The sequence below is a fragment of the Aquariibacter albus genome (genome assembly GCF_014145335.1).
Taxonomy (GTDB): Bacteria; Pseudomonadota; Gammaproteobacteria; order Burkholderiales; family Burkholderiaceae_C; genus Aquariibacter; species Aquariibacter albus.
Genome location: NZ_JACIVI010000005.1, coordinates 91,488 through 114,572, shown reverse-complemented (window position 1 = coordinate 114,572; position 23,085 = coordinate 91,488). Strand labels below are relative to the sequence as shown.

The 23,085-nt window shown below is 73.7% G+C and carries 19 protein-coding genes; 11 read left to right on the top strand and 8 right to left on the bottom strand.

Annotated elements, in window-relative coordinates; all coding sequences use genetic code 11:
- The first annotated feature begins 76 nt into the window (after nucleotides 1-76).
- Complete coding sequence (locus tag H4F90_RS15670) at nucleotides 77-3,652, top strand: patatin-like phospholipase family protein (protein WP_235972191.1); 3,576 nt, start codon at nucleotides 77-79, stop codon at nucleotides 3,650-3,652.
- A 21-nt stretch (nucleotides 3,653-3,673) separates the two neighbouring features.
- On the opposite strand, the gene recQ is transcribed toward H4F90_RS15670, so the two are convergent.
- Nucleotides 3,674-5,608: a DNA helicase RecQ gene (gene recQ / locus H4F90_RS12905; protein WP_235972200.1), complete on the bottom strand. Its 1,935-nt coding sequence runs from the start codon at nucleotides 5,606-5,608 to the stop codon at nucleotides 3,674-3,676.
- Between the two features lie 176 nt (nucleotides 5,609-5,784).
- Between recQ and ssb the strand changes: the two genes are divergently transcribed.
- Complete coding sequence (gene ssb, locus H4F90_RS12900; protein ID WP_182665248.1) at nucleotides 5,785-6,303, top strand: single-stranded DNA-binding protein; 519 nt, start codon at nucleotides 5,785-5,787, stop codon at nucleotides 6,301-6,303.
- 12 nt (nucleotides 6,304-6,315) lie between these two features.
- Entirely contained in the window at nucleotides 6,316-6,693 is a 378-nt protein-coding gene (locus H4F90_RS12895; protein WP_182665246.1) for a cytochrome P450 family protein, read from the top strand.
- On the opposite strand, the gene H4F90_RS12890 is transcribed toward H4F90_RS12895, so the two are convergent.
- The 3 genes from H4F90_RS12890 to H4F90_RS12880 all read right to left on the bottom strand — a co-directional run bounded on the left by H4F90_RS12890 (nucleotide 6,677) and on the right by H4F90_RS12880 (nucleotide 10,449).
- Nucleotides 6,677-7,783 carry a sigma-54 interaction domain-containing protein gene (locus H4F90_RS12890; RefSeq protein WP_182665244.1) on the bottom strand — a complete coding sequence of 369 codons (1,107 nt, stop codon included), beginning with the start codon at nucleotides 7,781-7,783 and terminating at the stop codon, nucleotides 6,677-6,679. The genes H4F90_RS12895 and H4F90_RS12890 overlap by 17 nt on opposite strands.
- On the bottom strand, nucleotides 7,780-8,994 hold the full coding sequence (locus tag H4F90_RS12885) for an acyl-CoA dehydrogenase family protein (protein WP_182665242.1): 1,215 nt from the start codon (nucleotides 8,992-8,994) through the stop codon (nucleotides 7,780-7,782). The genes H4F90_RS12890 and H4F90_RS12885 overlap by 4 nt, the downstream gene beginning before the upstream one ends.
- A gap of 189 nt (nucleotides 8,995-9,183) precedes the next feature.
- Nucleotides 9,184-10,449 carry an SfnB family sulfur acquisition oxidoreductase gene (locus H4F90_RS12880; protein ID WP_182665240.1) on the bottom strand — a complete coding sequence of 422 codons (1,266 nt, stop codon included), beginning with the start codon at nucleotides 10,447-10,449 and terminating at the stop codon, nucleotides 9,184-9,186.
- Nucleotides 10,450-10,989: 540 nt separating this feature from the next.
- Here H4F90_RS12880 and sfnG point away from each other — a divergent pair.
- The 7 genes from sfnG to H4F90_RS12845 all read left to right on the top strand — a co-directional run bounded on the left by sfnG (nucleotide 10,990) and on the right by H4F90_RS12845 (nucleotide 18,358).
- Nucleotides 10,990-12,117, top strand: coding sequence for a dimethylsulfone monooxygenase SfnG (gene sfnG, locus H4F90_RS12875; protein ID WP_182665238.1), 1,128 nt, complete (start codon nucleotides 10,990-10,992; stop codon nucleotides 12,115-12,117).
- A gap of 10 nt (nucleotides 12,118-12,127) precedes the next feature.
- Nucleotides 12,128-12,973, top strand: a complete 846-nt coding sequence (locus H4F90_RS12870) for an ABC transporter ATP-binding protein (RefSeq protein WP_182665236.1) — start codon at nucleotides 12,128-12,130, stop codon at nucleotides 12,971-12,973.
- Nucleotides 12,970-13,863 carry a branched-chain amino acid ABC transporter permease gene (locus H4F90_RS12865; protein ID WP_182665234.1) on the top strand — a complete coding sequence of 298 codons (894 nt, stop codon included), beginning with the start codon at nucleotides 12,970-12,972 and terminating at the stop codon, nucleotides 13,861-13,863. The genes H4F90_RS12870 and H4F90_RS12865 overlap by 4 nt, the downstream gene beginning before the upstream one ends.
- Entirely contained in the window at nucleotides 13,863-14,882 is a 1,020-nt protein-coding gene (locus tag H4F90_RS12860; RefSeq protein WP_182665232.1) for a branched-chain amino acid ABC transporter permease, read from the top strand. The genes H4F90_RS12865 and H4F90_RS12860 overlap by 1 nt, the downstream gene beginning before the upstream one ends.
- Before the next feature lie 56 nt (nucleotides 14,883-14,938).
- Nucleotides 14,939-16,249: an ABC transporter substrate-binding protein gene (locus tag H4F90_RS12855; protein WP_182665230.1), complete on the top strand. Its 1,311-nt coding sequence runs from the start codon at nucleotides 14,939-14,941 to the stop codon at nucleotides 16,247-16,249.
- Between the two features lie 74 nt (nucleotides 16,250-16,323).
- Nucleotides 16,324-17,604 (top strand): SfnB family sulfur acquisition oxidoreductase, encoded by a 1,281-nt coding sequence (locus tag H4F90_RS12850; RefSeq protein ID WP_182665228.1) that lies wholly within the window; start codon nucleotides 16,324-16,326, stop codon nucleotides 17,602-17,604.
- Nucleotides 17,591-18,358 (top strand): ABC transporter ATP-binding protein, encoded by a 768-nt coding sequence (locus H4F90_RS12845; protein WP_182665226.1) that lies wholly within the window; start codon nucleotides 17,591-17,593, stop codon nucleotides 18,356-18,358. Before H4F90_RS12850 ends, H4F90_RS12845 begins: the two co-directional genes overlap by 14 nt.
- On the opposite strand, the gene H4F90_RS12840 is transcribed toward H4F90_RS12845, so the two are convergent.
- From H4F90_RS12840 to H4F90_RS12825, 4 genes are read right to left on the bottom strand one after another with little or no spacing between them, the layout of a single operon-like run.
- Complete coding sequence (locus H4F90_RS12840) at nucleotides 18,331-19,311, bottom strand: HEAT repeat domain-containing protein (protein WP_182665224.1); 981 nt, start codon at nucleotides 19,309-19,311, stop codon at nucleotides 18,331-18,333. The two genes, H4F90_RS12845 and H4F90_RS12840, sit on opposite strands and share 28 nt — an antisense overlap.
- Before the next feature lie 27 nt (nucleotides 19,312-19,338).
- Nucleotides 19,339-19,584 (bottom strand): 4Fe-4S dicluster domain-containing protein, encoded by a 246-nt coding sequence (locus H4F90_RS12835; protein WP_182665222.1) that lies wholly within the window; start codon nucleotides 19,582-19,584, stop codon nucleotides 19,339-19,341.
- A complete protein-coding gene (locus H4F90_RS12830; protein ID WP_182665220.1) occupies nucleotides 19,581-21,347 on the bottom strand; it encodes a fumarate reductase/succinate dehydrogenase flavoprotein subunit in 1,767 nt (588 codons plus the stop codon). Before H4F90_RS12830 ends, H4F90_RS12835 begins: the two co-directional genes overlap by 4 nt.
- Nucleotides 21,344-22,102: a GntR family transcriptional regulator gene (locus H4F90_RS12825; RefSeq protein ID WP_182665218.1), complete on the bottom strand. Its 759-nt coding sequence runs from the start codon at nucleotides 22,100-22,102 to the stop codon at nucleotides 21,344-21,346. The genes H4F90_RS12830 and H4F90_RS12825 overlap by 4 nt, the downstream gene beginning before the upstream one ends.
- 226 nt (nucleotides 22,103-22,328) lie before the next feature.
- Here H4F90_RS12825 and ribA point away from each other — a divergent pair, with 226 nt between their 5' ends.
- Nucleotides 22,329-23,009 (top strand): GTP cyclohydrolase II, encoded by a 681-nt coding sequence (gene ribA / locus H4F90_RS12820; RefSeq protein WP_220486166.1) that lies wholly within the window; start codon nucleotides 22,329-22,331, stop codon nucleotides 23,007-23,009.
- Nucleotides 23,010-23,085 lie beyond the last annotated feature (76 nt).

Genomic DNA, 23,085 nt, shown 5'->3' with positions numbered 1-23,085 from the left:
CCCATCCGGGCGTCTCGCCGGCCGCGGGCCATCGGCCTAGATTGGCCCGGCCGATGGCGGCGAAGGGAGGCGTGCGATGGATGCAATCGACCCGGGCGCAGTGCAGCCCGCAGACGACTGGCGCAGGCGGGAGGACGAGGCCCTGTGCCGGCGGCGTTGTGCCGTCGACCCCGAGGCCCTGACCTTGTTCGAGCAGCGGCGCGCGGCCGAGGGCGCAGACGCTGCGCAGGCGGCCGTGCTGCAGCGGCAGCCGCGCGTCGGCCTGGCCCTGTCCGGCGGCGGCATCCGCAGCGCGACCTTCGCGCTGGGCGTGCTGCGCGGCCTGGCCGGCCAGGGCCTGCTGCGGCGCTTCGACTACCTGTCCACCGTCTCCGGCGGCGGCTACATCGGTGCGATGCTGATGCGGTTGATCCAGGCGCTGGGCTGGCCCCAGGCCGAGCAGGCCCTCAAGCGCGGCGATTCGGTGCTGATGGCCTGGCTGCGGGCCAACGGCCGCTACCTGAGCCCCGGTGGCTCGCACGATTTCGCCGTGGTCATCGCCCATGTGCTGCGGGCCTGGGTGGCCATCCAGCTGGAGGTCGGCGCGCTCATCCTGGCCGCCGGCAGCCTGCTGCTGATGCCCATGGTGCTGCTGCGCCATGCCAGTCCCCGGGCCGATCCGCCAGCCTTGGCCGGCATGGGCTCGCCCTACTGGCTGATGGCCGCGCTGCTGGTGCTGCCGGTGATCATCAGCCTCTACGCCAGCTTCTGGCAGCTGCGCCCCGGGCGCCCCAGGCAGCCCGGCATCGCCCTGCTGCTGCTGTTCGCGCCGCTGCTGGGCCTCACCCTGGCCGCGGCCTTCTTCGCCTGGCGGGGCTGGAGCAGTGCCACGCCGGCGCTGGCCGAACGCCTGGGCTTGGCCACCTTCGCCTACCTCGGGCTGGTGCTGACCCTCGCCTCGGCGCGCGTGCAGTGGTTGCTTGCGCAAGCGGCCCGGGCCACCGGCCGCGTGCCGGCCCTGCAGCTTGCGCAGATGCGCGACCGCCTGACCCTCTGGATGAGCCGCGCCACGCTCACGGCGCTGGTCCTGCTGGCCCTGGGCGCACTGGAGCGTGGCGCCTGGGAGCTGATGCAGGCCCTGCGTGCCGACCCCGACTGGTTGTGGAGCGGCGCCGGCGCCGGAGGCCTGTTGCTGGTGCTGCGCACGGCCGCCTCCTGGCTGGCCAAGCGCCAGGACAAGGACCCGGCCAGCCCGGCCTTCGGCCGCCGCCTGCTCAACGTCGTCGGCCTGCTGGCCGGCGCCCTGCTGCTGCTGCTGTGGATGACGGCCCTGCAGGCCTGGATCGAGGCCGGGCCTGCGCTGCCCTGGCTGTCCGGGCCGGGCCTGGACGCGGACGAGACCGCGGTGCTGCGCTGCCTGGCGGTGGCCGCGACCGCCTGGCTGTGGGTGGGCATCACCGCAGGGCATGAGGACACGCCGAACGCCATCTCCCTGCACGCCTTCTACCGCGACCGCCTGGTGCGGGCCTTCCTGGCGGTCGGCAACCCGCGGCGCTTCGACACCGCCTGGGCCGAGGCGCAGCAGGCGCCCGGAGCCGACGCTGCCGCGCAGCCGCAGCACACCCCGGCCTCGACCTGCCTGGGCTCGCTGCTGGGCGAGCAGGTGGCGCCGGTCGATCAGGTGCTGGCCGGGGACGACGGCTGGCTGGTCAGCGGCCGCCGCCCGCCCGGGCTGCCGATCCATCTCGTCAACACCTGCCTGAACCAGACCGTCGACGACAAGCGCTGGAATGCCGACCGCAAGGGCCTGATGTTCAGCGTCAGTGCGCTCCATCACGAACTGGGCGCCGAGCCCCCCATCGCCTGGCCGCTGCGCGAGCTGCAGGGCGAAACCCTCTGCCCCGAGGCCGACACCCTCGGCCACTGGGTGGCCATCTCCGGGGCCGCCGCTGCGCCCGGTGCCGGCGCGCTAACCAGCCGCGGTTGGGCCCTGCTGCTCTTCCTGTTGGGGGCGCGGCTCGGGGTGTGGCGCCGCCCGCCGCCGGGGGCCGTGTCCGCCGGGACCCCGCCCCGTGCCGGGGGCCGTTTCCCGAAGTGGCGGCTTCTCCTGCAGGAGGCCCTCGCCAGCTTCCACGGGCCCTCGGGCTTGCGCTGGTACCTGAGCGACGGCGGCCACTTCGAGAACACCGGCGTCTACCCGCTGCTGAAGCGGCAGCTCGACGTGATCGTGCTGGTCGATGCCGGGGCCGATCCACGCTATGCCTACGAGGACCTGCAGAACATGGTCCGCAAGGCGCGCATCGACTTCGATGCCGACATCGCCTTCTACGACCGGGCCCAGGCCCGTCGTGCCCTCGCCGGGCTGCCGGCCGACAGCGCGCTGGAGCTGCTGTCACCCCGTGAGCTGGCCGACCGCGGCACCGAGCGCGGCCTGCTGATGGCCCGCATCGTCTACGGCAGCAGCCAGGCCGGACCGAAGAAGGTCGGCACCCTGCTCGTGCTGAAGCCGGCCCTGCATCCGGGCCTGGACCTGGCCCTGCTCGGCTATGCCAGCGAGAACCCCAGCTTCCCCCAGGAGACCACCGGCGACCAGTTCTTCGCCGAAGCCCAGTGGGAGGCCTACCAGCGCCTGGGTCTGGACCTCGCACAGGCCCTTCGCCCGGACTGGCTGGCTGCCGTGCCGGGCTGGGCGCAACCGGTCCCGCCGCTGGCCGATCCCCCGCCGCTGGACGGGCGCCTGGAGCGCCCGGCCCCGCCCAGCACGCCGATCGCCTTCCCGGTGCCGCCGGTGCCGGCTGCCCCCGAAGCCGCGACCCCGGGTGGCCCGTCGCCCTGGCGGGCCTCGGCCCGGCTGGCCGCGGGCGGCGTGCTCGGAGCCGGCCTGCTGACGGGCCTGATCGGCTGGCTCACCCCGTCGGCCCCGCCCCCGGCCGCCCGGCCCGCCGGGCCCACGGCGGCCGAGCAGCAGCTGCTCGATCGGCTGGCCGAGAACCACCGGCTGCTGCATGCGGCCCCGAGCTGCCAGCTGGATGCCGAAGCGGCCCAGGGCTTCGTACAGCTTTGGGATGCGGCGACCGCCGGCGAGCTGCCGCGACCGGAGGCTGCGCGCCTGCAGGCCCGCATCCGCGCCCTGTGCGCGGCGCCCGTCGACCCGGCGGTCGCCGCCTGCCGCCAGGCCTGGCGCGACACCCTGCAGGTCGGCGGCGGCCATGCCCTGTGCCGCACCCTGGACTGGCCCTTCACCCGCCCGCCGCTGAGGGGCTGGGCGGGCGAGCCGAATGTCGCCTATGCCCAGGGTCGCGCGCAGCCGCAGCCGGTGGCCCCGAGCCCCCGGCTGCCGGGCGGGCCCGAGGCCACGGTCTACCTGCAGGTGGCCGACGAGGCTGGCCGGCGGCAGGCCGAGGCCCTGCGGCTGGCCCTGGCCGCAGACGCGGCAGCGGCCCCCGGGGCCGAGAGGCCGTCCCTTTGGCTGCCCGGCGTGCAGACCCTGGTGCTGGATGCACGCATCGCCTGGCGCGAGCCCACCCTGATCCTGCCCAGCGGGGGCGACATCGAGCAGGCCGAAACGGTCCGGGCCGCCCTGGCCCGAGGCCTCGGCCGGCCGGCCCTGCGCACCGTGACCCTGCCCGGTGGCACGGCCGGGGTGTTCGAGCTCTGGCTGCCGGCGCGCTGAGCCCCCGCGGTGGCTGCGGCCTCAGCCGCCCGCCGCCGCGTCCAGCACGCGGATCAGCTCGCGGCCGTAGGCTTCCAGCTTCTTGGCGCCGACGCCGTGCACCTCGGCCAGCTCGTCCAGGGTGGCCGGCGCGCGGCGGGCCATGTCGAGCAGGGTGGCGTCGTTGAAGACGATGTAGGCCGGCAGGTTGTGCTCGCGGGCCACCTCGCCGCGCCAGGCCTTCAGGGCCGCCAGGCGCTCGCGGCCGGCGGCGTCCAGGTCGACAGGGGGCAGGGCGGTGCGGCGGGCGCCGCCGCCGCCGGCCTTGGGCCGGCCGCGCACGGCTTCGGCGGCCTGGCGCAGGTGCAGGGCCACCTCGCCGCGCAGCACGGCGCGGGCGCTTTCGCTGGGGGCCAGGGTCTGGTACTCGCCCTCGACCAGGACATGGCCCAGGGCGATGAGCTGGCGCAGCACGCTGCGCCACTGGGTCTCGGCCAGGTCGGCGCCGATGGCCCAGGTGCTGAGCTGCTCGTGGCCGGTCTGGGCGACCTTGTCGCTGCGCTTGCCGCGCAGGATGTCGATCACATGCCCGGCGCCGTAGGCGCGGGCGCCGCGGCCGGTGTCGCGCGCATGCTGCTGGATGCGCAGCAGGGTGCTGAGCAGCTTGCGCGCGGCCTCCGTGCCGTCCCAGGTGGCGGGCGGCTGGCGGCAGTTGTCGCAGAGCTGCTGCAGCCCGGGCTGGCAGGGCGTGCTGCCTTCGTCGAAATAGCGCAGCAGGCGCACGCGGCGGCAGTCGGTGGCCTCGGCCAGGGCCAGCAGGGCGTCCAGCTTGTCGCGCTGCAGGCGCTTGAAGGTCTCGTCGGCCGGGCCTTCGTCGATCATGCGGCGCTGCTGCACCACATCGGCCAGGCCGTAGGCCATCCAGGCTTCGGCCGGCTCGCCGTCGCGGCCGCCGCGGCCGGTCTCCTGGTAATAGGCTTCGATGTTCTTGGGCAGGTCCAGGTGGGCGACGAAGCGCACGTCCGGCTTGTCGATGCCCATGCCGAAGGCCACGGTCGCCACCATCACCAGGCCCTCCTCGCGCAGGAAGCGGTCCTGGTGGCGCTGGCGCAGGCCGGCGTCCAGGCCGGCGTGGTAGGGCAGGGCGGGGATGCCCTCGGCGCTGAGCCAGGCCGCGGTGTCCTCCACCTTCTTGCGGCTCTGGCAGTAGACGATGCCGGCCTCGCCCTCGTGCTCGGCGCGCAGCCAGGCCAGCAGCTGCCGGCGCGGCTCGTCCTTCTCGACCACGCGGTAGGCGATGTTCGGCCGGTCGAAGCTGCTCAGGAAGACCCGGGCGTCCTGCAGCGCCAGGCGTTCCAGGATGTCGGCCCGGGTGTGGGCGTCGGCCGTGGCGGTGAGCGCCAGCCGCGGCACGCCGGGATGGCGCTCGGCCAGCATCGACAGGGCCAGGTAGTCCTCGCGGAAGTCGTGGCCCCACTGGCTCACGCAGTGCGCCTCGTCGATCGCGAACAGCGACAGGCGCCCGGCCGCGGCCATCGCGTCGAGCTGGGCCTGCATGCGCGGCGTCGAGAGGCGCTCCGGCGCCACGTAGACCAGCACCAGCTCGCCGGCCAGCATGGCCCGCTCGATGCGTGCGGCCTCGGCGCCGTCCAGGGTGGAGTTCAGGAAGGCGGCCGGCACGCCGGCCTCGTCCAGCGCGCCCACCTGGTCGTGCATCAGCGCGATCAGCGGGCTCACCACGATCGTCACGCCCAGGCCCGCGCGGTGCCGGGCGATGGCCGGGATCTGGTAGCACAGGCTCTTGCCGCCGCCGGTGGGCATGAGCACCAGGCCGTCGCCGCCGGCCGCGGCATGGGCCACGATCTCCGCCTGCGGCCCGCGGAAGGCCGGGTAGCCGAAGACCTCGTGCAGGATGGCCGCCAGGGCAGGTGCAGCGAGGGAGGGGGCGGAGGCGGCAGGGGAGGGCACGGCGGGCAGCGGACGCGGGAAAGGCCCGAGTGTCCCTTGCGGACCGTGCCGGCCCGCCGCCCCGCCCGGGCCGCCCCTGCGGGGGGCGGCGGCCGACCGGCCCGACTTATCATCAAGCATCCGCCCGCGCCCCGTCCCTGTCGACTGCGCGGGTGCTTCGTTTTCAAGCTCGCTGGATCTGCGCCATGGCCTCCGTCAACAAAGTCATCGTCCTCGGCAACCTCGGCCGCGACCCCGAGGTGCGCTACACGCCCAGCGGTTCCGCCGTGGCCAACCTGCGCATCGCCACCACGCGCAACTGGAAGGACAAGCAGTCCGGCGAGCGCGTCGAGGAAACCGAATGGCATTCGGTCGTGCTCTACGACCGGCTCGGCGAGATCGCCGGTGAGTACCTGAAGAAGGGCCGCCCGGTCTACATCGAAGGCCGCCTCAAGACCCGCAAGTGGCAGGACAAGGACGGCAACGACCGCTACACCACCGAGATCGTCGGCGAGACCATGCAGCTGCTCGGGGGTCGTGAAGGCGGCGGCGACGAAGGCGGCGGGAGCGGCTACAGCCGCGGCGGCGGCAGTGGCTATGGCGGCGGCGACGAGGACCGCCCGGCCCGCGCCCCGGCCGCCCGCGCGCCCGCGCCGCGCCCGGCCCCCGCGCCCAAGCCGGCCGCCAGCAGCTTCGACGACCTGGAAGACGACATCCCCTTCTGAGGCCGGGTCGTCGTGCGGCCCGAGGGCTCCGCGCCGGCCTGGCGCGTCATCTGTCTCTGCGCGGCCTGGTGCCGCGTCTGCGAGGCTTACCAGCCCGGCTTTGCCGCCCGCCGGTCCGCGCCCGGCCTGAGCTTCCACTGGCTGGACGTCGAGGACGAGGCCGACCACCTCGGCGACCTCGACATCGAGACCTTCCCGAGCCTGCTCGTGCTGCAGGGCGACCGACCGCGCTTCTTCGGCCCGGTGCTGCCGCAGCCGGACGCGCTGGACCGGCTGCTGCACGCGCTGCGTGCCGATCCGGCCGGCCCGACGGCCGCCGTGCCCGCCGGCTTGCCGGCGGCCGTGCAGGCGCGGCTGGCCGCGAGCGACGGGCTCACTTCGCCGCGCTGATCTCCCGCCCCCGGATCAGGCGGGCGCGCAGGATGTTGCGGCTGATGCCCAGCAGCCGCGCCGCCTGCACCTGGTTGCGGTGGCAGAACTCGAAGGCGGTCTTCATCACGCTGTCCTCGATGCGCTCGAACAGCCGCTCCTGCGGTTCGTTGAACAGCCGTCGCAGCGCGTCTTCCAGCCCCTGCATCGAGGCCTGCGCGGGGCCCGGGTCCCGGGCCATCCGCCGGCTGAGCTGCAGCTCGGAGAGCTGCAGGTCCTCGGCGCGCAGCGTGCCGCCGCGGCCGATCAGCAGCGCGTGGTGGATCACGTTCTCCAGCTCGCGGATGTTGCCGGGCCAGGGGTGCTCCAGCAGGCGCCGCTCGGCCGCAGGCTCCAGGCGCACCGCCTCGTAGCCCAGGCGCTCGCGGTAGCTTTCGATGAAGTGGCGGGCCAGCGGCAGGATGTCGCCCGGCCGCTCGCGCAGGGTCGGCAGCGCGAGGTGGACCACGTGCAGGCGGTAGAACAAGTCCTCGCGGAAGCGCCCGGCGGCCACGGCTTCCTCCAGCCGCACATGGGTGGCGGCAATCAGGCGCACGTCGATCGGCACGCTCTTGCGCGCACCCAGCCGCACCACCTCGCGCTCCTGCAGCACGCGCAGCAGCTTGACCTGGATGGACAGCGGCAGGTCGCCGATCTCGTCGAGGAAGAGGGTGCCGCCGTTGGCCGCCTCGAACCAGCCGGCCTTGGCCCCGAAGGCGCCGGTGAAGGCGCCCTTCTCATGCCCGAAGAGCTCGCTCTCGACCAGGCTTTCCGAGAAGGCCCCGCAGTTCACCGCGACGAAGGGGCCGTGGCGGCGGTGGCTGAGGTCGTGCACATGGCGGGCGATCCACTCCTTGCCGGTGCCGGTCTCGCCGAGCACCAGCACATTGGCCTCGCTCGGGGCGACCCGCTGCACGCGCTTGAGCAGGGCGATGGATTGCGGGTCGGCGAAGACCTGGGCACCCGCGCGGCGCGGCGGCAGGCTCAGGCGGCGCGCCGCTCCGCCGAGCAGCGGCGGCCGCTGCTCCAGCACGGGATCGAGCACCAGGGGCGTGGCGGGACTTGGACTCATGAATAGAAGCTCGGCACGGGGGGATGGTCCTGCAGCGCCCAGGCGCCCAGCTCCCGCAGCTTGTAGGCCACCGGATCGTGCAGGGTGTGGGTGCGCAGGTTGCGCCAATGGCGGTCCAGGCGCAGGCCGCCGTGGGTCGCCCGCGCCCCGGCCACCTCGAACATGCGCCCGCACAGCTCCAGCCCGGTTTCGCTGGCCGCCACCTTGGCCGTGGCCACGGCCACGGCCAAGGTGGCACGGTCCGCCGCGCTGAGGGTGGGGCCGCGCTCCCAGGCGGCGTCGAAGCGTTCGGCCGCACGCTCGCCCAGCAGGCGTGCGCCTTCCAGGCCGACCCAGAAGCTGCCGTACTGGCCGAGCACATAGGGATCGTCGGCGGCCCGCTCCACCCCGGCCAGATGCCAGGGGCGGGCCTCGTTCAGCGTGTAGTGGCGCGCGTCCGCGAACGCACCCTCGGCGATGCCGAGGTAGATGTGGCTCAGCACCAGCTGGGCGAGCAGCGGCCGCAGGCAGGCGTAGGGCGTCGAGAGCGGGCCGGGGTCGCTCAGCAGCTCGTGCGGCTCGACCCGGACCTTCTCGAAGGTCACGCTGCCGCTGTCGGTCTGGCGCTGGCCGATGTTGTTCCAGTCCGGCGACAGGTGGATGCCCTGCCGGCCGGTCGGCAGCGCGGCCACCAGCAGGCGGCTGTCGGCCGCGGCATGGGCCGAGACGATCAGCATCTCCGAGTCCAGCGCCCCGGAGCAGAAGCTCTTCTGGCCGCTGAACTCCAGCCAGTCGCCGCGGGCGCTGGCCACGGTCCGCTCGTCCAGAGGATTCAGGGCATTGCCCCAGAACCAGGCGTGGCGTGCGGTCTGCGCGAGCCAGGGCTCCCACTGGGCCGGCTGGCCGAACAGGCGCACGGTGGCCAGCATCAAGTGGTGGAAGCCGAAGACGTGGGCGATCGAGCTGTCGACCCGCGCCAGGTGGCGGACCACCTCCAGCGTCTCGCTCCAGCTCGCGCCCCAGCCGCCCAGGCGCACCGGGATGCTCAGGGTCAGCAGGCCGCTGGCCCGCAGCGCATCGCGCTCGGCCTTGGGCGTGCCGCCGCGCTGGTCGCGCTCGACCACCGTCAGCGCAAGTTGCTGGGCCAGCGCGTCGGCGATCTGCAGGGGGCGGGCACGGTGGGTCCCCGCATCGGCCACGGGGGCGGAGGGAGGGGCCAGGGGGGCGGTCATGGTGGGGCGCGGGGCGGACGGGAGGATTCAGGCGGCGGGCGGGCGATTCTCATCAGGCGGCTGTCAGCCGGGAATCGACCGTTCGCTCCATCGATATTCGATGCACGGGGTCGGCGTAAGCGCTGTAACCGCGCCGCAGCCGACCCCTTGCAGCCCCCGGCGCGGGATCGTGCGCGGGGGGCGACGGCCTCACAGCCAGGGATGACGCGGCGGGTTCTTGCCGTTCAGGTAGTACTCGCCGATGTGGCGGAACTTCCAGCGCACCGGGTCGTGCAGGGTGTGGGTGCGGGCATTGCGCCAGTGGCGGTCGAGGTTGTATTCCTCGAGCGTCGCGCGCGTGCCGGCCAGCTCGAAGAGCTTGTTGGCCGCCTGCAGCGCGATCTCCGTGGTCAGCACCTTGGCCTCGGCCACCGCGATCGAGGCGGCGGCCACGCGGGCCTCGTCCGCCGCCTCCGCGGCCTGCTGGATGGCCTCGGCGCTGCGATCCAGCAGGGCCTCGGCCGCGTGCAGGCGCAGCTTGAGGTCGCCGACCTGCTGCAGCGTGTAGACATCCTGCGTGGCCGAGGTCGAGCCGCTGTCGTCGATCCAGGGCCGCGCATGCTCGCGCACGTACTGCAGGGTCTCGTCGATGGTGCCGCGCGCGATCCCGGCATCCACCGCGGCCTGGATGAACTGCGAGACCGGGCCCGCCACCGTCGGCCGCACGAAGGCCTGGAAGATCGGCACCAGGTGCTCGGCCGGCAGGCGCACGTTGTCGATCAGCACCGTGCCGCTGGCCGTCGTGCGCTGGCCGAAGCTCGACCAGTCGTTGACCACCGTCAGCCCGGCCGCATCCCGCGGCACCAGGGCCAGATGCGGCAGGCCCTCGGCGTTCACGGTGACGATCGGCACCCAGTGCGCGAGCAGCGCACCGGTCGAGAAGAACTTGGTGCCGTTGACCACATAGCCCTCGCCGTCGGCGGCGAAGCGGGTCTGGAAGTCGGCCACCGTGCGGCTGCTGCGTTCGGAGAAGGCATTGCCGAAGCGCACCCCGCGCAGCACCAGGTCGAAGAAGAAGCGCTTCTGCGCCTCGCTGCCGTCGAGCGCGATGTGCTCGACGATGACCAGATGGTTCTGCGGCAGCTGCCCCAGCGAGGGGTCGACCGCCGAGATGATGCGGATGACCTCGCCCAGCGTGCGGTAGGACACGCCCGCGCCCCCGTAGGCCTTGGGCACGGTGATGCCCCACAGGCCGCTCTGCGAGAAGGCGTCGAGCTCGGCACGCGGCAGGCGGCGCTCGCGGTCGCGCAGCGCGGCGTCGCGGGCGAACTCGGCGGCCAGGCGGCGGGCCACGTCGAGGGCCTCGGCCTCGCTGCGGATCACGTGGGCGGGGGCGGCCGGCAGCGCCGGGCCGGGCACGCCGACGGCGGCTGGCGCCGCCGCGGCGGGGCGGGGGTCGGAAACAGGATGGGTCATGGATCGTCCTTTCAGGCGGTCGGACCGGGCCGGAGGCCGCGGTCGGGCAGGGCGGGGTCACGGGCCCCGACCCGGGGCCGGCCGGGCAGGAAGCTCATGGAATCGATCGGGGTCGCCGCTGCAGGCGAAACCCCGGGCAATCGCTCGGGAATCCGCAGATGCCGTGCCATGGGGTTTTCGGCGGTCTGGGCCGGAAAACCCGCGAAAACATGCTGGAGACCGGCCCAGCGATGTGCTGGATCTGCTGATGCAGCAGCACGAGAACCCTTTCGGCATAAGCCGCAAGGGCTTCCGCAGATGGTTTTCACGGCCGCCCAAGAAAAGCACGCAAGGGCCTGCGGAGACTGAACGGTTGCTGCCCCAGCAGCAAAGCATCCGCAGCCAGCCGGGCGCGACCGGGCAGTCCTGGCCGCCGGCCCTTCGCAAGTGCTTGATTTCTCGAAAGTCCGGCCCGCGGCATGCGCATTGCGCTGAAACCCGGGCGGCGCCTGCCCGGCCCGCCTTCCCGATTGGTCCCGAATTCCCTGCCGGAGCTCCCCGATGGTTCAGCCCCTTGCCCCGCAGCGCGATGCGCTGAAGTTCGCCTACTGGGTCCCCAATGTCAGCGGCGGCCTGGTCGTCAGCACCCTCCCGCAGCGTACCGACTGGGGCCTGGCCTACAACCAGCAGCTGGCCCAGACCGCCGAGCGTGCGGGCTTCGAGTACGCGCTCACCCAGATCCGATTCACCGCCGGCTATGGCGCCGAATACCAGCATGAATCGGTGTCCTTCAGCCAGGCCCTGCTGCATGCGACGACCCGGCTCAAGGTGCTGGCGGCCCTGCTGCCCGGCCCCTGGCATCCCGCCGTGGTCGCCAAGCAGATCGCGACCATCGACCACATCTCCGGCGGCCGCATCGGCATCAACGTCGTCAGCGGCTGGTTCAAGGGCGAGTTCACCGCGATCGGCGAGCACTGGCTGGAGCATGACGAGCGCTACCGCCGCTCGCGCGAATTCATCCAGGCCCTCAAGGGCATCTGGACCCAGGACAAGTTCAGCTTCCGCGGCGACTTCTACCGCTTCACCGACTACACCCTGAGCCCCAAGCCGCTGCAGCAGCCGCATCCGGAGATCTTCCAGGGGGGCAGCTCGCGGGCCGCCCGCGACAACGCGGCCACCGTCTCGGACTGGTACTTCACCAACGGCAACACGCCGGAGGAGCTCAAGCGCCAGATCGACGACATCCAGGCCAAGGCCCAGGCCAACGGCCACCGCGTGCGGATCGGCGTGAACGCCTTCGTGATCGCCCGCGACACCGAGGAAGAGGCCCAGGCGGTGCTGGCCGACATCCTCAAGCATGCCCATGTGGATGCCGTGAAGGCCTTCGGCGAAGCGGTCACCCAGGCTGGCAAGGCCTCGCCCGAAGGCGAGGGCAACTGGGCCCGCTCCACCTTCGAGGACCTGGTCCAGTACAACGACGGCTTCCGCACCAATCTGATCGGCACGCCGCGCCAGATCGCCGAGCGCATCCTGGCGCTCAAGGCGGTCGGCGTCGACCTCGTGCTGACCGGCTTCCTGCATTTCATCGAGGAGGTCGAGTACTTCGGGGCCAAGGTGCTGCCGCTGGTCCGCGAGCTGGAGGCCGCCCAGGCGGCCACCGCCGCCGTCGGCATCGCCCAGCCGGCCTGAGGCTCTTTCGATGAGCCTGCCCCTGGCCTGGTCCCCCGCGGTGCCGCGCGGGGAGCGCAGCGACGCCGTCGCCCGCCGTGCTGCGGTCGAGCCGGTGCTGGCCCTGCAGGGCATCGGCCTGCGCTTCGGCGGCCTGCAGGTCCTTGAAGGGGTGGACCTGGCGGTGCAGCCCGGCGAGATCCACGCCCTGATCGGCCCCAACGGCGCCGGCAAGAGTTCGCTCCTGAACATCATCAGCGGCCTCTACCGCCCCAGCGCAGGCCGCGTGCAGCTCGGCGGCCAGCGCTTCCGGCGGGTGCCCACCGCGCGCCTGGCGCGCCTCGGTGTCGCGCGCAGCTTCCAGAACCTGGCGCTCTTTCCCGGCCTGGACCTGCGCGCCAACATCGCGCTGGGCCGTGTCGCGGCCGAGCGCGCCGGCCTCTTCGCGCAGTGGCTCGGCCTGGCGCGCGCGCGCCGCGAGGCCGCCGAGGCCCGGCAGCTGACCGAGGCGCTGATCCAGCAGCTGGGCCTGGCCGAGGTGGCCGACCGGCCGGTGGCGACCCTGCCCTACGGCCTGAAGAAGCGCGTCGAACTGGCCCGCGCCCTGATCGCGCGGCCCCGCCTGCTGCTGCTGGACGAGCCGCTGGCCGGCGTGCCGGCCGAGGAGAAGCCGGCCCTGGCCGCGCTGATCCGCGAGGCCCGCGCCCGCGAGGGCTTCGGCGTGCTGCTGATCGAGCATGACCTGGCCTGGGTGCTCGCCCTGGCCGACCGCCTGACGGTGCTGGACCGGGGCCGCGTCATCGCCAGCGGGGCCCCCGAGGCTGTGCGCCAGGACCCCGCCGTGGTGGCCGCCTACCTGGGCGGAGGTCCGGCATGAACGGCGAGCTCCTCTTCCTGGCCGAGGTGCTGCTGGGCGGCCTGCTGTCGGGCGTGATGTATGCGCTCGTCGCCCTGGGCTTCGTGCTGATCTACAAGGCCTCGGGCGTGCTGAACTTCGCCCAGGGAGCGCAGGTGCTGCTGGCGGCGCTGAGCTATGTCTCGCTGGTCGAGCGCGGCCTCTCGCCCGCGCTGGCCTTTGCGCTCACCCTGGTCCTGATGCTGTCGCTGGGCCTGGCGATCGAGCGTCTCGTGCTGCGCCCGCTCGCGCACCAGCCTCCGCTCACCCTCTTCCTCGCCACCCTGGGCGTGGCCTGGGTGCTCGAAGGTGCCGCCCAGCTGGCCTGGGGCACCGAGGTCCATGCCCTCGACCTCGGCGTCGAGGACCGGCCGATCGAGGCCTTCGGCCTGCTCCTTTCGCGCCTGGACCTGGTGGCCGCTGCGGTCGCCGGCAGCCTGGTGCTGCTCCTGCTGCTGCTCTTCCACGCCACCCGTCTCGGGCTGGCCTTCCGCGCGGTGGCCGACGATCCCTACGCCGCCGAGGCCATCGGCCTGCGCCTGCCGCGGCTGGCGGCCCTGGTCTGGGCCGTGGCCGGGGCGATCGCCCTGGTGGCCGGCCTGCTGTGGGGGGCGCGGCTCGGCGTGCAGTTCTCGCTCTCGCTCGTCGTGCTGAAGGCCTTGCCGGTGCTGGTGATCGGCGGCTTCGATTCGCTGGCCGGCGCGGTCGTCGGCGGTCTGCTGGTCGGCGCGCTGGAGAAGCTGGCCGAGGTCTACCTCGGGCCCGTGCTGGGCAGCGGCCTGGAGGGTTGGTTCGCCTACGCCGCGGCGCTGGGCGTGCTCTTGCTGCGGCCGCAGGGCCTGTTCGGCTCGACCCGGGTGGAGCGCGTCTGATGGCCGCCCGCCTGCTTCCCGCGGACCGGCCCGGCAGCCTGCTGGCCGGCCTGGGCGGGCTGACGCTGCTGGCCCTGCCGCTGCTGGCCCCGCCTTACCTGATCGAGGCCCTGCTGCTGCCGGGCCTGGCCCTGGCCCTGGCCGGCCTGGGCCTGAACCTGCTCAGCGGCCATGCCGGCCAGCTCTCGCTGGGCAGCGCGGCGCTGATGGCGGTCGGGGCCTATGCCGCCCTGAACCTGCTGCTGCGCTGGCCGGGCCTGCCCCTGCCGGCGGTGTTGCTGGGGGCCGGCCTGGCGGCCGCCGCCCTGGGCCTGCTCGCCGGCCTGCCCAGCCTGCGCCTGCGCGGCCTGGAGCTGCTGGTGGCCTCGCTCGCCTTGCAGTTCGCGGTGCCCTGGGCGCTGACGCGCCACGGTGTGTTCAGCCTGGACCAGCCCTCCGGCGTCGTGCCTGCGCCGCCGCTGCAGCTCGGCCCCTGGACGCTGGACACGCCCGCGGCGCGCTACCTGTTCGCGCTCGGCCTGGTGCTGCTGCTGCTCGGCGGCGTGGCCCGGCTGCTGCACACCTCGGCCGGCCGCCAGCTGATCGCCCTGCGCGACCACGAACTGGCCGCCCGCGTGATCGGCGTGCCCGTCGGCCTGCGCAAGCTGCAGGTCTTCGCGATCGCGTCCTTCGTGATCGGCCTGGCCGGTGTGCTGTGGGCCCTGGTCTACCTGCGCATCGTCGAGCCGGCCGGCTTCAACCTGGACCGCTCGCTGCAGATCCTCTTCATCGTGCTGATCGGCGGCCTGGCCACGCTGCGCGGCGCCTTCCTGGGGGCCGCCTTCTTCGTGCTGCTGCCGCTGCTGCTCTCGCGCCTGGGCGCGGCCGTGCTGGGCGAGGCCGTCGATCCCGGCCGGCTCGACATCGCCCTGCGCGTCCTGCTGGGCCTGCTGATCCTCGTCGTGCTGATCCGCCAGCCGCAGGGCCTGGCCGCGCTGCGCCTGCGAGGGCCGCGTCGCCGCCGGCCGCTGCCCCGCTGAGCGGGCGTCATCGCCCCGGCGGTCCCTTCCTCTTCCTCCTGCCTCCTGACCCTGTCATGGCCCTCCTGCCCCTGCTTCGTCGCGCCACGCTGGCGCTGGCCCTTGCCGTCCCTGCGCTCGCGCCGGCGGCCGAACAGTTCTTCCCCCTGCAGAGCTACCGCGTCGGGCCCTACGCGGCCGGCGGCAGCGGCTTCTTCGGCGGCTTCATCGACTACCTGAACCTGGTCAACCGCCGCGACGGCGGCGTCGGCGGCGTGCGACTGACCTGGGCGGAAGGCGAGACCCAGTACGAGGTCGAGCGCGGCATCGAGGTCTACGAACGCCTGAAGCAGCGTCCCGGCATCGCCGCCTGGAACCCGCTCTCGGTCGGCATCGCCTACGCCATGCTCGACCGCGTGAGCGCCGACCGCGTGCCCCTGGTCACGCTGAACCACGGCCGCACCGACACCACCGACGGCCGCGTCTTCAAGTACGCCTTCCCGCTGCTGCTCAACCCCTACAGCGAGACCTCGGGCATCGTGAACTACCTGGCCCAGCGGGCCGGCGGCCACGACAAGCTCAAGGGCAAGAAGATCGTCGTGCTCTACCACGGCTCTCCCTATGGCAAGGAGACCGTGCCGATCTACGAGCTGCTGGCACGCCGGTACGGCTTCAGCCTGCAGCAGATCGAGGTGCCGCATCCCGGCAACGAGCAGCAGGCCCAGTGGCTGGCGATCCGCCGCGCCCAGCCCGACCACGTGGTGCTGCGCGGCTGGGGCGTGATGAACCCGGTGGCGCTGAAGACCGCGCAGAAGACCGGCTACCCGGTCGAGCGCATCGTGGGCAATGTGTGGTCCAACTCCGAAGAGGACGTGATCCCCGCCGGGGCCGCGGCCAAGGGCTATGTGGCGCTGAGCACCGTGCGCGCCGGCGCGCACTTCCCGGTGCTGCGCGAGATCCAGCGCACGCTCTACGACCAGGGCCTGGGCAATCTGTCGGACCCGCGCCGGGTGGGCAGCGTCTATCACAACCTCGGCGTGCTCAACGGCATCCTGCATGTGGAGGCGCTGCGCGTCGCGCAGGCCCGCTACGGCCGCCGCACGCTCACCGGCGATGAGTTCCGCTGGGGCCTGGAGCAGCTCCAGATCGACCCGGCGCGCACCGCCGCGCTCGGTGCCGAAGGCCTCTTCCATTCGATCAAGCTCAGCTGGGCCAATCACGAGGGCGAGGGCCGCGTCGCCTTCCAGCAGTGGGACGGCCAGCGCTGGCAGCCGGTGTCCGACTGGATCGCGCCGGACTGGGCGCTGCTGCGGCCGCTGATCGAGCGCTCGGCCGAGGCCTACGCCCGCGAGAAGGGCCTGCCGCTGCGCACCCGGGCCGAGGACTGAAGCGGCGCCCGCCCGCACCGCCACGCCACGCCTTGTCCCGACCCCTCCCGTCCCGTCCGACCCTGTCCCTTGCCATGTCTGCCCTGCCTGCTTCCACTGCTGCCGCCCCGGTCCGCTCCGCCCTGGCCCCCGAGCCGCCGGTCGGCGTGCCGGCCCTGCCACGCCGTCCCGAGCCGGCCCATGTCGTCCGCGACGCGGCCGAGGCCCTGCAGATCGCCCAGGCCCTGGCCGCCCGCTTCGCGCCCGGTGCGGCCGAGCGCGACCGCGAGCGCCGCTGGCCGGTCGAGGAGCTCGACGTCTACTCGCAGAGCGGCCTGTGGTCGCTGAACGTGCCGCGCGCGCACGGCGGGCCCGAGCTGTCCTACGCCGTGATCGCCGAGGTGATCGCCATCCTCGCGGCGGCCGACCCCTCGATTGCGCAGATCACGCAGAACCATCTCGGCATCGTGGCGGCCATCCGCACCGTGTCGGACCCGGCCCAGCAGGCCCTCTTCTTCGCCGAGGTGCTGGGCGGCGCCCGCCTCGGCAATGCCTTCTCCGAGTCCGGCTCGCGGCGCGCGGCCGAGTTCGAGACGCGCTTCGTCGACGACGGCCCCGACCATGTGCGCGTCAGCGGCCGCAAGTTCTATTCGACCGGGGCCCTGCTCGCGCACTGGGTGCCGATCGTCGCCAACGATGCCGAGGGTCGCGCCTGGTATGCCGTGGCCCGCCGCGACGCGCCAGGCCTGACGGTGATCGACGACTGGAGCGCCTTCGGCCAGCGCACCACGCTGAGCGGCACCGTGCTGATCGACCAGGTCCGCGTGCCGCGCACCCACCTGATCCCGGCCTACCGGGGCTATGCCGCGCCCTCGGCCGACGGCGCGATCTTCCAGATCATCCAGGCGGCCATCGACGTCGGCATCGCCCGCAATGCGCTGGCCGACACGGTGGACTTCGTGCGCACCCGCAGCCGGCCGTGGATCGACAGCCAGCTCGACCACGCCAGCCAGGACCCGCACACCGTCCATGCCCTCGGCGGCCTGCAGATCCGCCTGCATGCGAGCGAGGCCCTGCTCGAACGGGCCGGCCTGGCGATCGATCGCGCCGTCGCCGCGCCCGATGCCGAGACCGTGGCCGCCGCCCAGCTGGCCGTGGCCGAGGCCAAGGTGCTCTCCACCGAGATCGCGCTGGAGACCAGCAGCAAGCTCTTCGAGCTGGCCGGTGCGCGGGCCACCGCCGGCAGCTACAACCTCGACCGCCACTGGCGCAATGCCCGCACCCACACCCTGCACGACCCGGTGCGCTGGAAGTACGCCATCGTCGGCAACCACCTGCTGAACGGCGTGAAGCCGCCCTTCCATGCCTGGAGCTGAGGCGCCGCCGCCACGGCTGGCCCTGGACGCCGTGGCGGTCCGCTACGGCGGCGCCGTGCAGGCCCTGCAGGCGCTGAGCCTGTGCGTGCAGCCCGGCGAGGTCCACGTGCTGCTCGGCCCGAACGGCGCCGGCAAGTCCACCGCGCTGAAGGCCATCGCCGGCCTGCTGCCGGCCGAGGGCGGGGCGATCAGCGCAGGCCGTGTGCACTTCGACGGCCAGGTCCTGGACGGCCAGCCGCCGGCCTGGCGCGTGCGGGCCGGCCTGGTGCCGGTGCTGGAGGGCCGGCGGCTCTTCCCGCGCCTGAGCCTCGAGGACAACCTGCGTTGCGGCGGCCTCGGCCGCGACGCCTCGGCCGAGGAGCTGGCGCAGGACCTGGAGGCGGTCTACACCCTCTTTCCCCGGCTGCGGGAACGCCGCCGCAGTCCGGCGGGCCTGGGCTCGGGCGGCGAGCAGCAGATGGCCGCGATCGGCCGTGCGCTGATGGCGCGGCCGCGGCTGCTGCTGCTCGATGAGCTGTCGATGGGCCTGGCCGCCCGGGTCGTCGACGAGATCGTCGCCGTGCTGCACCACCTGAACACCACGCAGGGCCTGAGCCTGCTGCTGGCGGAACAGGGCGCGGGGGCCGTGCTGCGCCACGCCCACCGGGTGACCGTCATCGATCGCGGCCGCGCCGAGCGCAGCGGCCCGGTGGCCGCGCTCGGCGGTCGCGAGGCGCTGGCGGCGCGCTACTTCGGCGTGTCCGAGGCCGCCTGAGCGGCCCGGTCGAGCGTCGTCAGCGCCAGCCGCGCGAGCTTGCGCACGTCCGGGTCCGGGTCGTCGGCCACGCCGAGCAGGGCCGGCCGGGCGGCGGGGTCACCGACTTCGCCGAGAGCGATCACCGTCTCCTTGCGCAGGTTCGGCACCGGCTGCGCGAGCTGGGCGACCAGGGCAGGCAGGGCCGGTCCGGCGGCGCGGCCCAGGCGGCCCAGGGCGCGCGCGGCCAGCAGCCGCACCTGCCAGTGGCTGTCGTCCAGCGCCGCCTGCAGGGCGGGCCGAAGGGCCGGCCGACGCAGCCGCACCAGGGTGGCGGCCGCGGCCTCGCGCAGGGTCCAGTCGGCCGCTTCCCGCAGGCTGCGCGCCAGCACGGCGTCCACGCCGGGGGCTTCGGCCGGTGCGTAGGCCAGCGCCGCCAGCGCGGCCCGCCGCACGGCGGGGGCCGGGTCCGCGCCGGCCAGGCCGGCCAGGCGGGGCAGGTCCTCGGGCGGCTTGAGCCAGGCGATCAGTTCGACGGCGGCGGCCCGCACCGCCGGCGCGGCATCGTCCAGCAGACGGCGCGCCGCCGGCAGGGCCGCGGGGCAGCGCAGTGGCCGCAGCGCCTGCAGCAGCTGGGCGCGCACGGCGGCCTGCGAGTGGTCCAGGGCCGGCCACAGCCAGTCGGCGCTGGCCGGGTCCTGCAACTCGCCCAGGCTGCGGCCGGCCGCCTCGCGCACGGCCGCTTCGGGGTCGTCGAGGGCGCCGATCAGGGCCTGCACGGTCTCGGCCCGTTCCCAGGCGGTCAGGCCGCGGGCGGCTTCCAGCCGCACGGCAGGCGCGGGGTCGTGCAGGGCCGCGCAGAGCTGCGGCAGGTGGGCCTCGTCCTCCGCCTCGGCCAGTTCGCGCAGCGCGAGGCTGCGCACGACCGGGTCGGCATCGTGCAGGCGGGGATCCAGGGCCGGGGGCAGGGACATGGCGGGCTCGGCTTCGGCAGGGGCGGCTCAGCGCAGCAGGTAGGGGATCGCGACCTGGACGGCGCCGGTCGGGCAGTCCTTCGCGCAGGGCATGCAGTACCAGCACTCGTCGTACTTCATGAAGGCCTTGCCCGTCGCCGGGTCGATGGCCAGCAGGTCCATCGGGCAGACGTCGATGCAGACGCGGCAGCCCTTGTCGGCGATGCACAGGCCTTCGTCGATGGTGACGGGCGCGGCGCTGCGCTGGTCGATGGTGCGGGGGGTGAAGTTCATGCGGGCTGGGCCGCGGGCGCGGCAGCTTGGGGGATGCGCAGGCGGCCGTAGGCGTCGCGCTCGGCATCCTCGATGGGGAAGCGGTAGGGCTCCACCGCGACCTTGCGGTGGACGAAGCCGCCGTTCGCGCCACGGCTCAGGTGGGTGTGGCAGAACCAGTCGGCGTCGTTGCGCTCGGGGTGGTCGACGCGCAGGTGGTAGAGGCCCCAGCGGCTCTCGGTGCGGAACAGCGAGGCACGCGCGGCCATCTGCGCGCAGTCGTGGATGACGCTCACCTCGGCGGCGCGCATCAGCTCGTGCGGGTCGCGGGCATGCAGCCGTTCAAGGTCCTCGCCGATCTCGGCGAAGCGGTCCAGCGCCAGTTCCATCTTGCGCGTGACCTTGGGCGGCTGCAGGTAGTCGTTGACGAAGCGGCGCAGCTTGTATTCGACCTGCAGCGGCGGCAGGCCGCCGCCGCGCTCGCTGCGCGCGAGCGGCGCGAGGATGCGGGCCTGCTCGCGGGCGATCTGCCCGGCATCGGGCACGGCCAGGTCGCGGCCCAGGGCGCGCTCGGCCGCGGCCTCGCCGGCGAACCAGCCGTAGGTGAAGGCGCCGAGCATGTAGTTGTGCGGCACGGCGGCCAGGTCGCCGGCCGCATAGAGGCCGGGCACCGTGGTCTCGGCCCGCGTGTTGACGGCCACGCCCGAGGCGCTGTGGCCGCTGCAGAAGCCGATCTCGGAGATGTGCATCTCCACCATGCGCTGGCGGTAGTCGGTGCCGCGGCCGGCGTGGAAGCTGCCGCGGCTCGGCCGCTCGTTGCTGTGCAGGATGGTCTCGATGGTCTGGATGGTCTCCTCGGCCAGATGGTCCATCTTCAGGAAGACCGGGCCCTGGCCGCCCTGCAGCTCGCGCCAGAACTCCAGCATCATCTGGCCCGACCAGTAGTCGCATTCGATGAAGCGCTGGCCCTGCGCATTGACGGTGTAGCCGCCGAGCGGACCGGTGACGTAGGCGCAGGCCGGGCCGTTGTAGTCCTTGATCAGCGGGTTGATCTGGTAGCACTCCAGGTTGGCCAGCGCCGCGCCCGCGTGGAAGGCCATGGCGTAGCCGTCGCCGGCATTGGTCGGGTTCTCGTAGGTGCCCATCAGGTAGCCGGAGGCCGGCAGGCCCAGGCGGCCGGCCGCGCCGCAGCACAGGATCACCGCCTTCGCGCGCAGCACCTGGACTTCGGCCGTGCGGCAGTCGAAGCCGATCACGCCGCAGGCCTCGCCCCGCGCATCGAGCAGTACCCGCGTGACGACCAGGCGGTTGCCGATCTCGACCCGCGCCCGCTTGAGCTGGCGGTAGAGCACCGCCTTCACGTCATGCCCCTCGGGCATCGGCAGCACGTAGCTGCCGAGGTGGTGGACCTTCTTCACGGCGTAGTCGCCGGTGCCGTCCTTCTCGAACTTCACGCCCCAGCGGTCGAGCTGCTCGATCGTGGCCGCGCTGTGGGCCGCGTAGGCGTAGACGGTGGACTGGTCGACGATGCCCTCGTTGGCCAGGGTGATCTCGCGGGTGTACTGCTCGGGCGTGGCATGGCCGGGCAGCACGGCGTTGTTCAGGCCGTCCATGCCCATCGAGATCGCGCCGCTGCGCTTGACGTGTGCCTTGTCGAGCAGCAGCACGCGCAGCCGCGGGTCGCGCGCCTTGGCCTTGATCGCGGCCATCGGGCCGGCCGTGCCGCCGCCGACCACGATGACATCGTGGATCGCTTCGCTCGGGGGGGAGGAGGGGATGCTCATGCCGCGTGGGCCTTCCTGGGAATCTGCAGCCGGATCTGGAAGCCGTCGCTGCGGTAGTGGAGATGCTCGAAGTCGATCGGCCGGCCCTGGGCGTCGTGCGTGAGCCGCTCGATCCGCAGCAGCGGCGCCCCGGCGGCCAGCCCCAGGGCGTCGGCGAGCTCGGCGTCGGCGGCCGTGGCCTCGATCGCCAGCTCGGCCTGGCCGAGCGCCAGGCCGAGCGCGTCCTCGAGCAGCCGGAACACGTCGCGGCCGGCCAGGTCCTGCTGCAGCAGCGCCTCGGCGATCGCGGCCGGGAAGTGGCTGGTCTCGACCGACAGCGGCAGGCCGTCGAGCATGCGCAGCCGGCGGATCGTGCCGACCGCTGCGCCCGGCGCCAGACCCAGCCGCTGGGCGATGCCTTCCGGCGCCGGCCCGATCCATGCGCCGAGCAGGCGGTTGCGCAGCTGGCGGCCCTGCGGGGCCAGGGCCTCGGCCAGGCCGCGCAGCTCGCGCAGGTCCTGGAAGGCCTTCGGTGCCGCGACGAAGCGGCCCTTGCCGTGCACGGTGGTGATCAGGCCCTCCTGCTGCAGGTCGTCGAGCGCCTTGCGCACGGTGATGCGGCTCAGGCCGAAGTCGGCGATCAGCTCGCGCTCCGACGGCAGCCGCGAGGCCGGCGCGTACTGGCCGTCCAGGATGCGGTGGCGCAGCGTCTGGCCCAGCCGCGCATGCAGCGGGGCAGGGCGGCTCGGGGGGCTGGGGTGGAGGGAACTGGTCATGACAAGTTCCCGCATGCTCGGGGCCGCTCGGCCCGCGGCCAAGCGCCGATCGCGCATATGCATAGAAGCGGCATCCGGCCGCTGCCGGCGCAGCAGCCTGCGCGCAGGGCGTGCTGCGGATGCAGCAGCCGCCGCCCTCGCGGGGGCGCAAGAGCTGCCGGGCCCGCCTCCCGGCCCGGCACAGCGATTGCGCACGCTGCCGCACCGGTCTCCCGTGTCCCGTCCCATGCCGACAGCCTTGTCCTTCCCGCCCACCCTGCCCGACCGGCCAGCCGGTTTCGTTCGCGGCGCCAGCTGCGACCTGCCGACCGCGGCCGGCCGCTTCCGCCTGCACGCCGTCGTCGATGCCCGCGGCCGCGAGCATGCGGCGCTCAGCCTGGGCGCGCTGGACCCCGGCACGCCGGTGCTGGTCCGCCTGCATTCCGAATGCCTCAGCGGCGATGCCTTCGGCAGCCTCAAGTGCGACTGCGGTCCGCAGCTCCACCGCGCGCTGCAGCACTTGGCCGAGGCCGGGGCGGGTGTGCTCCTCTACCTGCGGCAGGAAGGCCGCGGCATCGGCCTGGTCGACAAGGTTCGCGCCTACGCGCTGCAGGACCAGGGCGCCGACACCGTCGAGGCCAACCGCCGCCTGGGCCTGCCCGACGATGCACGCGACTACGCGGCCGCCGCCGACCTGCTGCGTGCGCTGGGCGTGCAGCGGGTGCGTCTGCTGACCCACAACCCGGCCAAGGTCCAGGGCCTGCAGGCGGCCGGCATCACCGTGGTCGAGCGCCTGCCGCTGCGGGCCGGCAGCCACCCCGGGAACCAGGGCTATCTGCGCACCAAGACGCTGCGCATGGGCCACTGGCCGGACCTGCTCGACGGCGCGCTGCGGCCCGGCCGGTGGCAGACCGTCGAGGACGCCTGAGGCCGGCTGCGGGCGGCTGCGGGCGGCTGCGGGCGGCGCGGGGCTTATGCGGCGCGCGCAGATCGGCATGCGCAGC

Excerpts from the sequence above, each read along its gene's own strand:
- H4F90_RS12860 (WP_182665232.1), top strand. The coding sequence starts at position 13,863 with ATGGCCGCCCGCCTGCTTCCCGCGGACCGGCCCGGCAGCCTGCTGGCC.
- H4F90_RS12850 (WP_182665228.1), top strand. The coding sequence starts at position 16,324 with ATGTCTGCCCTGCCTGCTTCCACTGCTGCCGCCCCGGTCCGCTCCGCC.
- H4F90_RS12890 (WP_182665244.1), bottom strand. The coding sequence starts at position 7,783 with ATGAGTCCAAGTCCCGCCACGCCCCTGGTGCTCGATCCCGTGCTGGAG.
- H4F90_RS12845 (WP_182665226.1), top strand. The coding sequence starts at position 17,591 with ATGCCTGGAGCTGAGGCGCCGCCGCCACGGCTGGCCCTGGACGCCGTG.
- sfnG (WP_182665238.1), top strand. The coding sequence starts at position 10,990 with ATGGTTCAGCCCCTTGCCCCGCAGCGCGATGCGCTGAAGTTCGCCTAC.
- H4F90_RS12855 (WP_182665230.1), top strand. The coding sequence starts at position 14,939 with ATGGCCCTCCTGCCCCTGCTTCGTCGCGCCACGCTGGCGCTGGCCCTT.
- H4F90_RS15670 (WP_235972191.1), top strand. The coding sequence starts at position 77 with ATGGATGCAATCGACCCGGGCGCAGTGCAGCCCGCAGACGACTGGCGC.
- H4F90_RS12865 (WP_182665234.1), top strand. The coding sequence starts at position 12,970 with ATGAACGGCGAGCTCCTCTTCCTGGCCGAGGTGCTGCTGGGCGGCCTG.
- ssb (WP_182665248.1), top strand. The coding sequence starts at position 5,785 with ATGGCCTCCGTCAACAAAGTCATCGTCCTCGGCAACCTCGGCCGCGAC.
- H4F90_RS12885 (WP_182665242.1), bottom strand. The coding sequence starts at position 8,994 with ATGACCGCCCCCCTGGCCCCTCCCTCCGCCCCCGTGGCCGATGCGGGG.
- H4F90_RS12870 (WP_182665236.1), top strand. The coding sequence starts at position 12,128 with ATGAGCCTGCCCCTGGCCTGGTCCCCCGCGGTGCCGCGCGGGGAGCGC.
- ribA (WP_220486166.1), top strand. The coding sequence starts at position 22,329 with ATGCCGACAGCCTTGTCCTTCCCGCCCACCCTGCCCGACCGGCCAGCC.
- H4F90_RS12840 (WP_182665224.1), bottom strand. The coding sequence starts at position 19,311 with ATGTCCCTGCCCCCGGCCCTGGATCCCCGCCTGCACGATGCCGACCCG.
- H4F90_RS12825 (WP_182665218.1), bottom strand. The coding sequence starts at position 22,102 with ATGACCAGTTCCCTCCACCCCAGCCCCCCGAGCCGCCCTGCCCCGCTG.
- H4F90_RS12835 (WP_182665222.1), bottom strand. The coding sequence starts at position 19,584 with ATGAACTTCACCCCCCGCACCATCGACCAGCGCAGCGCCGCGCCCGTC.
- H4F90_RS12830 (WP_182665220.1), bottom strand. The coding sequence starts at position 21,347 with ATGAGCATCCCCTCCTCCCCCCCGAGCGAAGCGATCCACGATGTCATC.
- H4F90_RS12880 (WP_182665240.1), bottom strand. The coding sequence starts at position 10,449 with ATGACCCATCCTGTTTCCGACCCCCGCCCCGCCGCGGCGGCGCCAGCC.